This window comes from Sphingopyxis sp. NFH-91 (genome assembly GCF_021401285.1).
GTDB lineage: Bacteria > Pseudomonadota > Alphaproteobacteria > Sphingomonadales > Sphingomonadaceae > Sphingopyxis > Sphingopyxis terrae_A.
The window spans coordinates 536,079-549,085 of the sequence record NZ_JACBGA010000002.1 but is presented as its reverse complement, the minus strand read 5'-3'; the positions used below and the strand labels follow the sequence as shown (position 1 = coordinate 549,085).

General features: G+C 64.6%; 8 protein-coding genes. 4 read left to right on the top strand and 4 right to left on the bottom strand.

Features of this window, described 5'->3' with window-relative positions; all coding sequences use genetic code 11:
• The first annotated feature begins 69 nt into the window (after positions 1 to 69).
• Genes L0963_RS07605 through L0963_RS07595 form a run of 3 tightly spaced genes read left to right on the top strand, consistent with a single transcriptional unit; the run spans position 70 to position 3,715 of the window.
• The gene (locus L0963_RS07605) at positions 70 to 1,365 is read left to right on the top strand and encodes a 3-methyl-2-oxobutanoate dehydrogenase (2-methylpropanoyl-transferring) subunit alpha (RefSeq protein ID WP_234179020.1); all 1,296 of its coding nucleotides are present in this window, start codon (positions 70 to 72) and stop codon (positions 1,363 to 1,365) included.
• Positions 1,366 to 1,394: 29 nt separating this feature from the next.
• Positions 1,395 to 2,399, top strand: coding sequence for an alpha-ketoacid dehydrogenase subunit beta (locus L0963_RS07600; RefSeq protein ID WP_003051495.1), 1,005 nt, complete (start codon positions 1,395 to 1,397; stop codon positions 2,397 to 2,399).
• 5 nt (positions 2,400 to 2,404) lie between these two features.
• On the top strand, positions 2,405 to 3,715 hold the full coding sequence (locus L0963_RS07595; RefSeq protein WP_234179018.1) for a dihydrolipoamide acetyltransferase family protein: 1,311 nt from the start codon (positions 2,405 to 2,407) through the stop codon (positions 3,713 to 3,715).
• 60 nt (positions 3,716 to 3,775) lie between these two features.
• Here L0963_RS07595 and L0963_RS07590 read toward each other — a convergent pair whose 3' ends face one another.
• From L0963_RS07590 to L0963_RS07575, 4 genes are all read right to left on the bottom strand, one after another.
• A complete protein-coding gene (locus L0963_RS07590) occupies positions 3,776 to 8,905 on the bottom strand; it encodes a hypothetical protein (RefSeq protein ID WP_234179016.1) in 5,130 nt (1,709 codons plus the stop codon).
• Between the two features lie 61 nt (positions 8,906 to 8,966).
• Positions 8,967 to 10,031: a DUF11 domain-containing protein gene (locus tag L0963_RS07585; RefSeq protein ID WP_062902398.1), complete on the bottom strand. Its 1,065-nt coding sequence runs from the start codon at positions 10,029 to 10,031 to the stop codon at positions 8,967 to 8,969.
• Between the two features lie 73 nt (positions 10,032 to 10,104).
• The gene (locus tag L0963_RS07580) at positions 10,105 to 10,569 is read right to left on the bottom strand and encodes a hypothetical protein (protein ID WP_120649328.1); all 465 of its coding nucleotides are present in this window, start codon (positions 10,567 to 10,569) and stop codon (positions 10,105 to 10,107) included.
• Between the two features lie 11 nt (positions 10,570 to 10,580).
• Positions 10,581 to 11,582: a hypothetical protein gene (locus L0963_RS07575; protein ID WP_234179015.1), complete on the bottom strand. Its 1,002-nt coding sequence runs from the start codon at positions 11,580 to 11,582 to the stop codon at positions 10,581 to 10,583.
• 209 nt (positions 11,583 to 11,791) lie between these two features.
• Here L0963_RS07575 and L0963_RS07570 point away from each other — a divergent pair, with 209 nt between their 5' ends.
• Complete coding sequence (locus L0963_RS07570; protein WP_234179013.1) at positions 11,792 to 12,988, top strand: AI-2E family transporter; 1,197 nt, start codon at positions 11,792 to 11,794, stop codon at positions 12,986 to 12,988.
• Positions 12,989 to 13,007: the final 19 nt, after the last annotated feature.

The window sequence follows — 13,007 nt, the reverse complement described above, 5'->3', positions numbered from 1 at the left end:
GGAAGTAATAATATGTCGTCCAATTGAAATATAACGGCGCGGCGATTCGCGCCCTGAAGGGACGAAGATATGCCCGAAACGCATCGGCGCCCGGCGAGCAATCTGCCGCCGCTGTCGCTCCATATTCCCGAACCCCGCTATCGTCCCGGCGACACGCCCGACTTTGGCGATATCGATGTTCCGGCGGTCGAGGCGACCCCGCGTCCGGGCGAAGCGACCAAGCCCGATGCGATGCGCGATATGTGCTACGGCCTTGTCCGCGTGCTCGATTTTGACGGGCAGGCGAAGGGCGCATGGGATCCGAAGCTCAACGCCGAACGGTTGCGCGCGATGCTGCGTTACATGATGCTCGTCCGCGCCTTCGATGACCGCATGTTCCGCGCCCAGCGCCAGGGCAAGACCAGCTTTTACATGAAATGCACCGGCGAGGAGGCGACCTCGGTCGCCTCGACGATGGCGATCGACCGCGCCGATATGTGCTTTCCCAGCTACCGCCAGCAAGGCATCTTGATCGCGCGCGATTATCCGCTGATCCAGATGATGAACCAGATCTATTCGAACCGCGGCGACCATCTGCTCGGGCGGCAATTGCCGATCATGTATTCGGCGCCCGAGCACGGGTTTTTCAGCGTTTCGGGCAATCTCGCGACGCAATATCCCCAAGCAGTCGGCTGGGCGATGGCATCGGCCTCGAAGGGCGACAGCCGCATCGCGACCGTGTGGTGCGGCGAAGGGTCGTCGGCCGAAGGCGATTTCCATTCGGCGCTAACCTTTGCGACCGTCTATAACGCGCCGGTCATCTTCAACGTCGTCAACAACCAGTGGGCGATTTCCAGCTTTTCGGGTTTTGCCGGGGGTGAGCGGACGACTTTTGCGGCGCGCGCCGTCGGCTATGGCATCGCCGGCCTGCGCGTCGACGGCAATGACCCGCTTGCCGTCTATGCCGCGACGCAATGGGCGGCTGACCGGGCGCGGACGAATAACGGTCCGACGCTGATCGAACATTTCACCTATCGCGCCGAAGGGCACAGCACCTCGGACGACCCGAGTGCCTATCGCGCAGCGCAGGAAGCGAGCGCCTGGCCGTTCGGCGATCCGATCGCGCGCCTGAAGCAGCATCTGATCGCGCTAGGCGAATGGGACGATGCCCAGCATGATGCGCTGCGCGCCGAGCTCGACGATCTGGTAAAGACGACGCAGAAGCAGTCGGAAAAGCTCGGGATTCTGGGTCACGGCATGCACCAGCCTTTCGAAACGATGTTTGAGGATGTCTTCGAGCAAATGCCTTGGCATCTCAAGGAGCAGTGCGATCAAATGCTGGCCGAACAGGAAAAGAAGTTCGGCCCCAATTGGAAGCCCGAATGATGGCCGGCGAAACCCAGACCAAGACGACGATGAACATGATCGAGGCGATCAACAGCGCCATGGACATCATGCTCGAACGCGATCCTAACACCGTCGTGATGGGTGAGGACGTCGGCTTTTTCGGCGGCGTCTTTCGCGCTACCGCGGGCCTGCAGAAAAAGCACGGCAAGACGCGTGTTTTCGATACCCCCATCAACGAATGCGGCATCATCGGCGTCGCCGTCGGCATGGGCGCTTATGGCCTGCGTCCGGTCCCCGAAATCCAGTTTGCCGACTATATCTACCCCGGGCTCGACCAACTCGTGAGCGAGGCGGCGCGGCTGCGCTATCGTTCAGCGAACGATTTTATCTGCCCGATGACGGTACGCACGCCGTTCGGTGGCGGCATTTTTGGCGGCCAGACGCACAGCCAGTCGCCCGAAAGCATCATGACGCATATCTGCGGCGTGAAGACGGTCATTCCGTCGAACCCCTATGATGCCAAGGGCCTGTTGATCGCAGCGATCGAGGATAACGACCCCGTCGTCTTCCTCGAACCCAAACGTATCTACAATGGCCCGTTTAGCGGCTATTACGACCGCCCGGTCGAACCCTGGTCGAAGCATGATGCGAGCGCGGTCCCCGAAGATTATTATCGCATCGAACTCGGCAAGGCGGCGACGGTACGCGCCGGCGAGGCGGTGACGGTGCTCGCCTATGGCACGATGGTCCACGTCGCCAAGACGGTGATCGAGGAGATGGGCGTCGACGCCGAAATCCTCGACCTGCGGACGCTGCTGCCGCTCGACATCGATGCGATCGAAACCTCGGTAAAGAAGACCGGGCGCTGCCTCATCATCCATGAAGCGACGCGCACCTCAGGCTTTGGCGCCGAACTGGCGGCGCTCGTTCAGGAACGCTGCTTCTATCATCTCGAGGCGCCGGTTGAGCGCGTGACGGGTTTCGACACGCCTTACCCCCACAGCCTCGAATGGGCTTATTTCCCCGGGCCGGTGCGCATCGCGACCGCGCTCGAAAAGATCATGAAGGATTGACCGCCATGGCTCGCTATTCATTTCGCCTGCCCGACATTGGCGAGGGCATCGCCGAGGCCGAGATTGTCGCCTGGCACGTCAAGATCGGCGAGCGCGTCGAGGAGGACGCCCAACTGGCCGACATGATGACCGACAAGGCGACGGTCGAAATGGAATCGCCCGTGTCGGGGGTCGTTGTCGAACTCGCCGGTGACGTCGGCGACATGGTTTCGATCGGCTCGACGCTGGCGGTGATCGAAACCGACGGCGAAGCCGCGGTCGAAGACATGATCGCCGAAGAGGAATTCGAAGAGGACATCGCGGCCGAAACGCCGGGTGTAGAAGAGGCTGCGGTGGCGGAAGCGCCGCCGTCCCTCCAAGCCGTTCGCCCGGAGCCTGTCGAAGCGCCGTCCTTGTCTTCCACCGTTGAAAAAAAGGACGGGGCTTCGACAAGCCCAGCCCGAACGGAACAGGGTAGAGCCATCCTCGCATCGCCGGCCGTTCGCGCCCGGGCGAAGGATTTGGGCATCGATCTGGGGCAGGTCCATTCCGACGGCGACCGCATTCGCCATGCCGATCTCGACGCATTTCTCCGCTATAGCGGCGGGCAGGGCTATCACGCCCCGGGCGCCAGCCGTGCGCGCGCCGACGAACCGGTCAAGGTCATCGGCATGCGCCGCAAGATCGCCGAGAATATGGCGGCGTCGAAGCGCGCGATCCCGCACTTCACCTATGTCGAGGAAATGGACGTCACCGCGCTCGAAGCGATGCGCGCCGACCTCAATGCCAATCGCGGCGGCCGGCCGAAGCTCACGATGCTGCCGTTCCTGATCGTCGCGATCTGCCGCACGATTCCCGAATTTCCCATGATCAACGCGCGTTACGACGACGAAGCGGGTGTTGTGACGCGGCATGGTGCCGTCCATCTCGGCATGGCGACGCAGACCGATGCCGGACTGATGGTCCCGGTGATCCGCGACGCACAGGACAAGAATGTGTGGCAGCTCGCGAGCGAAATCGGCCGGTTGGCGGAGGCCGCACGCACGGGCAAGGCGAAGGTCGAGGAACTGACGGGGGGCACGCTGACCGTCACCTCGCTCGGCCCGCTCGGCGGCATCGCGACGACCCCGGTGATCAACCGGCCCGAAGTCGCTATCATCGGCCCGAACAAGATCGTCGAACGCCCGGTTTTCGACGGCGACGACATCCGCCGCGCCAAGCTGATGAACCTGTCGATCAGTTGCGACCACCGCGTTGTCGATGGCTGGGACGCCGCAAGCTATGTGCAGGCGCTCAAGAAGCTGATCGAGACGCCGGTTCTGCTGTTCGCGGACTGAGTCTATGTCGTCATTGCGAGGAGCTTCGCTGCGCTCGCAATGACGGCTATCCAAGCTGCGTTACAATCCCAGCCCGGCAAAGCTCGTCTGGTCGAACTTCAGCTTGAAGGTCACATAGGCGCCCGAGCGGGCGGAGCGCGCGTCCTCGAAATCGCGGTCGTGGAAGCCCGCGAAATTATAGCCGAAGGTGACATTCGCATTGGTCATCGGCGCGAGAGTCAGCGTCGGGCCGGCGGCCCAGGCGACGGTATCGCCGCCGGTTCCGACGCGAACGCTGCCCGAGGCGCCGACATCGACATGCTCGCCCAGGTTGAAGCGGAAGTCGGCGCCGAACATGTTCGACCAGCCTTTGACGTCATCGGCGCCGAAGCGGTCGAAATTATAGCGCGTGCCCCAGAAGAAGCCGAATTCGCCGCGTTCATACCATAGCCCATCGCCGTCGCGCCGATCGCCGCGATCACCGAGCGGCGACCAGTTGACCGACAAGCTGTTGATGACGCGGCGGCTGGTGGCATCGCCATCGATTGTCAGCGCGGCGCCGCCGATCGGCCCGGCCTGACCCGCGACTGCATCGCGCACCTTGTCCGAACGGACTTCGGTCTTGTTGAGCCAGGACAGCCGCGAATCGGCGGGACGATGCGCCCAGCTGAGTTCAAACTGGATCACTTCGGTCGACGGCGTGGTGCCGGCACCGCTGGCCTTCGCATAGGTGAAGAGCGCACCGAGCGCCCGGCCTTCGCCAAGCTGGCGCAGCCCGCCGAGCGTGAGGCCATAGCGATTGGCAAGCTCGCCATCGCGATATTCGGCGCGGCCCGTGATCGTCCAGCGATCGGCGCGATAGGTGGCGCCGGTGCTGACCGCCACGAAATCCTCGGTCAGCGTCCCGTTGCCCGCAAGGAAACCACCCGACGCCGCAGGCTGACCCGCGTTCAACACATCGCCCGCGCGGATACCGCCCAAGGTGCGGTTTCCGTCGACCGACAGATCGACCGACCAACGCTCGCCGAGCCGCAGCGACTGCGACAGGCCATAGGCCGCAAAGCTGCGCGGGCCATATTCGCTGATATCCTGCTGGTTCGCGGTCGCGAGCAGGCGTGCCCCGGCCCATGGCGCGAGGTCGAAGCCCAGCCGCGCGGTGCGGGCCTTGACACTGCTGCCGTCGGCGATTTCGTAGCTACCGACCAGATTGACGTCGCGCGTGATCGCGAACCGCGCGCCGAGCCGCTGGCGGGTCGGGAAATCGACGCTTGCATCCTGTCCGCCCAGGGCGAATTCGCTCTGCGCGTCGAGTTCGAGGCGCTTGTCGAACAGCCGCTGCGTCGCACCGAGCTGGACGATGTCCGATTTGTTGGTGCTGCCGTCACTGAGCCGGTCGTCGGCGTGGGTCAGTCCGGCGCGGAGCAGCGTGGTGCCATTGTCATATTCGACCAGCGCGCGCGCCGCCCGGCGGCGGGCATCGGTGTCAAGATAATCTTCCTGCCACGCGCTGCCCGTCACCGAAAGCTGGCGTCCAACGCGCAGCCGTCCGTCGAAGCCGAACTTGCGCGTGCCGTTTTCGCTGCTGCTGATCTGACCGGTGCCGAATCCGCTTTCCTGTTCGCGGACATAGGCCAGGAAGTCGGCGCTGCTGCTGTGATGCTCGGCCTCGATCAGCCACGCCTTCGCGGTTCCGGTGGCACTGCTGTTGCTGCTGCCCGCCTTGCTGCTGGCGTCGCTGACCGCGATTTCGGCGCGAACCTCGGTATCGGTATCGGGCCGGAAGCGCGCATCGACGCCGCCGAGGTTGGTTTTGCGATCATTATCCTCGTCGTGGATCAGCGTCGCGCCGACGCGCAGCCGGTCGTCGTCGCTGCGATAGCTTACGCGGCCGCCGGCATTGAGCACGCGTTCGCCGACGCCATCGACTTCATATTCGGCTACGATAAACTGCGGATCTAGCGCCGAGGACCGGCTGCGTATCGGCTCGCGAAAGCGCAGCGTGCCAGCGGCGTAATCGATGTCATAGTCGATGTTGCGCGTCAGCGTCTTGCTGTCGACGATGCGTTCGCTGTGCAGCCGGTCGCGCGTTTCGATCGTGATGCGGTCGCTGTTCGGCAGAATGTCCCGCGCAGCGAGCTGATAGGGGCCGGTCAGGCCATTGCCCTGAATCTCGTCGCGGCGGAAGCGGTAGGGCGTATCGGCGGCGAAGGCCGTCGCGGCGAGGTTGCGCCCGCGATACTCCGCCTTGGCACCGTTGAGCGCGCGCTGATAGCGGGCGAGCTGCGGCTCCGAAATGCCCGTCTCGAAATCGCCGAACATCGCATAGAATTGCGGCCGTTCGAGCCGCAGATAGAGCTTGCGGACCGACGCGGCATCATAGCGCGTCTCGTTGCGGTCGGCGTAAATGGTGTAATAGGCGCGCGGATCGATCACGCCGCCAAATCGCGCGTCGTCCTGTTCCTTGTCGCTGTCATAGGCCAGCGTCATCAGCCATTTGCCCTGGATGCGGCCCTTGGCATAGAGCGCGAGCCGGGCGTCGGCGTTGAGGTCGTCGAGCTTCTCCGCGACCGCTTCCATCCTGTCGTCCAGCGTATTGTAGCCGAGCGTTCCAGCCGCAAAGCCCACCACCGTCCACGGGCGATTGCCCGGATCGAGCCAGGTTTCGATCGTTTGCTGGCGCTCGACCTTGGTGTCGCGAAAGCGGAAATCGATCGTCAGTGTTCCCGAAGCGGTCGTCGGTTCGAGCTCGATGAAGGCCAGCCCGTCGTCGCCTTCGGTCTTCCAGACCGGCTGCGCGCGTTCGAGCCCGGCAAGCTGGCGCGCCTGCTGCGCTTCGGCCTCGACCGCCGGGTAATAGGGTGCGGGGACGCTGAAATCGCCCGTCAGTCCCGCGCGGATCGGCTTGCCGTCTCGATCGGTCAGACGCACCGCGATCACCGGGCGCGTGACACCGTCCGCCACAAGCACCGATTTGTCGCGCACCAGCGTCGCGCGCATCGGCGTGATCGAATAATGGACATTGCGCTCGATCGTCTGCAATGGCGCGCCGTTCGCATCCTCGACCTTTGCTTCGAGGCGATTCTCACCCTCGGCAATCTCGATCCCGCGCCAGACGCTGACGGCGACGCTCCCGTCGGCCGACTTGCTGACGCCCTCGAAATTGAGCGCATTGACCGGATTGCCATTGATGCTGAGCGTCACGCGCTGTCCCGGCAGATGCTTGACAGCGGCGCGGATCGACTTGGCGCGCGGATTATGAACGGGTTCGGGGAACAACCAGCCGATGCCGGGTGCCTGGCCGGCAAGCCAGTCGCGATTGGCACCTGCGGCTTCGGGATCGCTGAGGGTTTTGCGGGTTTCGGCAGGATTGGTTGCCGGGGCGGCGCGCGGCGCGCTTATCGCGGCGCGGAAATCGGCGCGCTTCAGCGAACCGCCGCGACCTTCGACGAAGCGCGAGATCGCACTGCCGGCATCGACGGTCGAGCGGGCGCAATCGACCGGCGCGCGATCGAGCGGAAGGGTCGAAGGATCGATCTGGACGACGTGCAGGCCGGGGCGAACGCCTTCGAAATGATAGCGCCCATCCTCGTCGGTGACGGTGTAGCTGCCGTCCTGGAGCATCACGCGGACGCCGCCGATTCCGCGCGCCTTGCCCGGGTCGACGGCGCAGCCGCCGTCGGTGATACGGCCGATGATCGTCATACGGTCGCCAAGCTGGTCGCGTTTGATCGCGATCGTCGCTTCGGCGACATTGCTGACGGTCCCGCGGTTGTCCTGCGCCGTCGCGCGATTGAGCGCGCTGCCCGGCTGCGCCGAAACGGTGACTTCGGCGACATAGGTCAGCAGCACCGACGCCGAGGGCGCAATTGCGGGGAGGGCGACGCTGAAGCTGCGCCCGTCGGCTGCGACGGTGGGGTCGACGCGCGTGCCGTCGATGCGGACCGTATCGGCGCGAAGGCGCATCCCAGCGGGCAACTGGTCGCCGACCGTCACTGCACCGGTCGTCCGCCGCGCATCGCGGTTCGAAACCGTAATGCGATATTGGACGACATCGCCAGGCACCGCGACCTGCGTCGAAGTCGTCTTGGCGATCACCAATGGCTGGCCGGGCTGATCGACGGGAATATCGACCCGCACCGGGGCAGGGCTGGAAAGCGTGAAGGCGCGGCTGTAGCTCGCGTCGGTGATCGTGAAGGGCTGACCGTCATCGGGACGGCGCAAGCTCGCAAGATCCGCAGGGCTGGAAGCCGAGGGCGCGGTGTAAGGCGCGGGCGGTTCGACGAGCAGTCGATAGGTGCCGGGCGCAACGAACGGAAAGCGATAGTCGCCCGCGGGGAAGGTATAGACCGTGCCACCGCTGTCGGTGACATTCTGCCCGGTGACGACCGTGGACGGGTAGGAGGAGGTTCCGTCGTCGCCGAACACCTGCGCCGGCTGGCCGGTTGCTGCGTCGATCAGCGTGACGCGGCTGCCGGCGACGGGCGAACCATCGCCGCTGTCGAAGACGATGCCGAAGGGATCGACCAGAAAGTCGATCGTCGCGATGGCGACAAGGCTCGCATTGGCGCGATCGGTGACGCGGACCTGAATTGGCGCACCCGGCGTGACCGACAGGCGGCAATCGTCGGCAACCACGGCGGGCGGAACGCCGATCGTGTTGATGATACCGACAAATTCGCCGCTGTTTGGTGCGGTTTCGGTCAGCGTGATCTGTTCATGATCGCCATTCTGCAAGTCGACGCTGACGGGCAGCAGGTCGCGCTGCGCCGGATCGGTATTTGCGGAGGCGAGGGTGACGCCGACAACAAGCATTTCGCCCGCGCGGAAGCTGGCGGTGCTCTGCAGCGACGCCGGGTTGGTCGGAAGGCCGGCATAGGGTCCGGCAAGCTGGATGAGTTGGCCCGCGCTGGCGGCGCTCAGGCCCTGGGCGGCGATGATCGACCCGCCGCAGGGCGTCGGAACGACCGGAACCGACTTGTTGCCTCCGCTGTCGACCAGGCGGTAGGTGCTGATGACCGGCTGCTCGGGCGGCCTTGCAAGCACCGTCACATCGACGCGATTGGAAAGCGTTTGCGTGGCGCCGCCGCTGCCCGTCCACTGCGCCGATGCGGTATTCGAAATCACCTGCGCATGCGCCGCGGGTGCCGCAGGCAGCAAGGCTGCCGCGACCAAGGCGGTCACATAGGAGAGGGTTTTCGAGCCGAAGGTCATTGCCGGTCCTGAAGGGGACGGTGCCGCGCCATGCGCGCCGCCGCCCCCTTCACTGGTCCTGTCAGTTGACGGTCGCGCGGAACAACAGGGTGCGCGTGTCGCCCGCGGCCACCGTCGCAACGGTGCCCGACACGACCGGCGCGGCATAGTTGGTCCCTGCCGCAACGCCGTCGGTGTTGCAGGTGCCTGCCGTAACCGTGCCGTTGACCCGCGCCGAACCGGCGACATAGGTCAACTGCGTCGGGACGCTGTCGTTGATTGCGACCGACGTGGCGCTGGCACCGCCCGCGGCGTTGGCGACGAGGATGCAATATTCCACCGTCGCGCCCGGGATCAGCTTCGGATTCGTCGTTCCGTTGAACGGATCGTCGACCACGCGGCTGGTCTTGGTTACAGTGAGTGTCGCGGTCTTGACCGTATAATCGTCGGCGGCGCTATGCGACGCGTCGCGATTGGCGTCATTCACCCCGGCGACGTCCGCAAAGACAGTGTCCTTGGCGGCCGTATTGGCCCCGGCAGTCTGCGTAATCGCGGCGCCCTGCGTGCCCGAAGCCCCACCTTCGCGTGCCGTTGCGCGCAGCTGGACGCCCGCAACAGCACCGGTGGAAAGACCGGCCGGGACGTCGGCGACGACGAACAGCCGGATCGGCGTATCGGTTGCAAGCTCGTCGATATAGGTGACGAGCGTATCGGCCGCATCGAAGCTGCCGACCGTACCCGACGATATATTGTCGCGGTAGATGCGGACGTTGCTCACATCGAAGCTGTCGGTGCCGCCATGCGCAGCCGTCCCGCCAGCGATCTGGCTGGCCGTCAGTGCGAAATCGAGCACTTCGTTCGACGTATTCGTCAACTGGAACGTCGTGACGGCATTGCTTTGCCCCGGCACGACCTCGGTCGTGACGCTGCCCACTTCTTCGACAAGCAGATTGATCTTGCGGTCGACGACGAAGCTGTTCGACGCGGTCTGCTGGCCCTGTGCGACGCCGCCGACCTGATAGTCGACGGTGACGTTATTCGTAATGGTGGTGCCCGCGGTCGTGCCGGCCGCATAGGCCGGGCTGGCAGCGATCAACGCGATCGCTGTCATTCCGATGGCGCCCACATAAGTCAGCTTGCTGGTCATAGCTGAACTCCAGGCTTGTTCGGTCCCCTATTGCCCCACCGCCGGTGACCTTTAAGCGGTTATGATCAGAGGGTTATTTTACGACCCCCCTGAAGATGAGCTTGCCGGTCGCTCCTGCCGGGATCGGCTTCTGGAACGCCCAGCGAACGTGTGTGACATCGGCGGGCTGCGCCGGGCGGCGCGTTCCGTCGGCCATCGGCACGGTCAGATCGGCGAGCTGTCCCCACATCTTGCCGCCATCGACCGAGACGAGCGGCGGCGTATCGCCGGCGCCCGCAAAACGGACCGCTGAGGGCATCGGATTGGTGATGACGAACTTGTCGGCAGGCTGCGCGCCCGCGTTGCGATAGTTGAGCACGAAGACCAGCCGGTCGCCAGGAACGACGACCTTCGGTTCCTCGAGCAGGACGCGCTGCTTGCCGGCCGCGTCGGTCGTCACCCGCTCGACGAAGACATTATTGTCGAGCGCGACCTGGTTGGCGGCGAACGCCTGTGCCGGTGCGAGGGCGGCGATCAGAAGGAAAAGAGCCTTGCGCATGCGAATCTCCATCAGTCGATCTTGGTCTTGAAGGTAACGGTGCGGGTCTGGCCGCCCGCGACGGTGCCGAGTTGCACGCGGATCCGTGTGCCGTTGTAGTCGCCGGCATCGGCGTCGCTCGCATCGCTCAGCGGCGCACCGCCAAGAGTGATCGAGCCGGTGACATAGGATGTGTCGGCCGGAATATTGTCGGTGATCGCAAGACCGCCGACCGACCCCGTGCCGGCGACCGTCGCGGTGATCGTGTAGGTGATCGTCGCGCCCGGAACGGGCTCGCTGCCGCCGAACGGATCGGCGACGACTGCCGATTTGACGAGCGTGACGGTGGCCGCCGACACCTTGTAGGCGCCATTGTCCTGCCCGTCGGCGCCGGTTGAACCGACGACCGCATCGCCGCCGCCCTGGCCCTGGCCCGCGAAGGTGGTGCCCGGGGCGCCGGTGCCGGTCTTGGCCGCCGCGACCAGCGTCACGATGCCGCGATCATTGTCGGCGACCGTCCCCGGCGTCGTCGCAACGACGAAAATGCGCGCGCTCTGGTCGGGGTTGAGCACCGGATCGTTCGACCCGGCGGTATAGAGCGTGTCGGTGGCGGGATCGAAGATGCCGTCGCCATTGTCGATATAGATGCCGGTGATGGTCGGGTCGTAATTGTCGCCGCCGACATTGGCGATCGTGCTGAGCCCGAACGCTTCCTGCCCGTTGCCGGTGTTGGTCACGGTGAACGTAAGCAGCTGGTTGGTCCCGCCGGGCGTCGTTGCGACATCCGACGGGTTGTTCGAGGCAACCGTCACGTCGAGCAGTTCGTCGACGCGCAGGTTGACCGTGTTCGAATCGATCGTCTGCGTCCCCGCTCCGTTGTCGAAGCTGGCGCTGGCGGTGTTGCTGATGGTCGATCCGGCTACCGTACCGGCGGCATGCGCCTGCATCGGCAGGGCGAGCGCGCAAAGCAATTGGGCGGAATAAGAGGGTCGAAGAAGCTGATGCTTCGCGCCCCCCACAGGCGCTTTCATCATCGAATTGGCTCCATAATTGCTGGTCCTTGGGAGCCGTCCTCGCGGAAAAAGGGTAATTTCTGGTTAAAATGGTGAAAATACTCGGCCTTTTGTCCTAAATGGGGACAGGGGAATAATGGCGCACCATTGGGCCAATCCCTTCGGGCGCCACTGGCGCCGACGCCAAAGTGCGCCTAAGAGGATCGGGTTCAACGGGAGCGATCGACGCAATGGAGGACAGCGAGCACCCGAAGGTGCCACCCTTGCTCAAAGACGCAGCGCAACGCGTTGAGATCGATGATTTTCGTCGGGACCGGTTGCTCGCGGCGCTGACGCTTATCATTGGTGCGGCCTTCTGCCTGGGGCTGCCCTTCGCGCTGCAGGCCGGCGCCGAATTCTTCCTGCCGCTCACAGCGGCGATCGTCGTTTCCATTGCCCTCGTTCCGCTGCTCGAATGGCTCGAACGGCGCCGCGTTCCGTCGGCGCTGGCGGCCTTTTTGGCGCTCTCGAGCTTTCTGATGCTGGTCAACGCGGCGCTGGCGATCATCGTCGTTCCCGCGACGGGCTGGTTCGCGCGCATCCCCGAATCGATCCCGCGCATCCAGACCAATCTGGCGCCGGTGATCGATTTCTATTCGACCTTGCAGAAATTCGTCGACCGCACGTTGACCTCGGTCGCGAGCGGGTCCGAAGCGACCGCGCAGGCCATGGCCGCCACCGCGCCAACCTCGGTCGTCGACTATTTCATCTCGGCCGCGCCCGCGGCGGCAGTGCAGCTTCTCTTCGCGGTACTCGTGATCTTCTTCTTCCTCGCCGGATGGACGCGGCTGCGGCGCAGCACGATCCGCCGGCGCGGCAGCTTCGATGGCGCGATGCAGACCGCGCGCGTGATCCAGAATGTCGTCGATGCGACTGCCGACTATCTCGCGACGATCACGATGATCAATGCGCTGCTGGGACTGATCGTCTCGCTGTTGCTGTGGGCGCTTGGCATGCCGTCGCCCTTCATGTGGGGCGGCATCGTCTCGCTGTGCAATTTCGTGCCCTATCTCGGGCCGATCGTCGCCGCGATGCTCCTGGGTCTGGGCGGGCTGATGACCTTCGACGCGGTCGGGGTCGCGCTGTTGCCGGCCGTCATCTTCATCGGGGTGCATCTGGTCGAGGCGAATTTGATCACGCCGCTGGTGTTGGGGCGGCGGCTGACCGTCAATCCACTGCTGATTCTCGTCTCGCTCAGCTTTTGGGGATGGGTGTGGGGGACGCCGGGGGCGCTGCTTGCGGTGCCGCTGCTCCTGATCGTGCAGACCGTCCTTGCCTCGACCGGCACGCCTGATCTTGCCGGTTTTCTATTCGAAAATGGGACGCTCACCGCGACAGAAGAGATGCGCGAGCGATTAAATCGAAAAGAGTTTGATCGGGACGGTTGACAGGTCGGGACGAGGGCAA

Coding starts and splice junctions, on each gene's coding strand:
- L0963_RS07605 (WP_234179020.1), top strand. CDS start 70: ATGCCCGAAACGCATCGGCGCCCGGCGAGCAATCTGCCGCCGCTGTCG.
- L0963_RS07600 (WP_003051495.1), top strand. CDS start 1,395: ATGAACATGATCGAGGCGATCAACAGCGCCATGGACATCATGCTCGAA.
- L0963_RS07595 (WP_234179018.1), top strand. CDS start 2,405: ATGGCTCGCTATTCATTTCGCCTGCCCGACATTGGCGAGGGCATCGCC.
- L0963_RS07590 (WP_234179016.1), bottom strand. CDS start 8,905: ATGACCTTCGGCTCGAAAACCCTCTCCTATGTGACCGCCTTGGTCGCG.
- L0963_RS07585 (WP_062902398.1), bottom strand. CDS start 10,031: ATGACCAGCAAGCTGACTTATGTGGGCGCCATCGGAATGACAGCGATC.
- L0963_RS07580 (WP_120649328.1), bottom strand. CDS start 10,569: ATGCGCAAGGCTCTTTTCCTTCTGATCGCCGCCCTCGCACCGGCACAG.
- L0963_RS07575 (WP_234179015.1), bottom strand. CDS start 11,582: ATGATGAAAGCGCCTGTGGGGGGCGCGAAGCATCAGCTTCTTCGACCC.
- L0963_RS07570 (WP_234179013.1), top strand. CDS start 11,792: ATGGAGGACAGCGAGCACCCGAAGGTGCCACCCTTGCTCAAAGACGCA.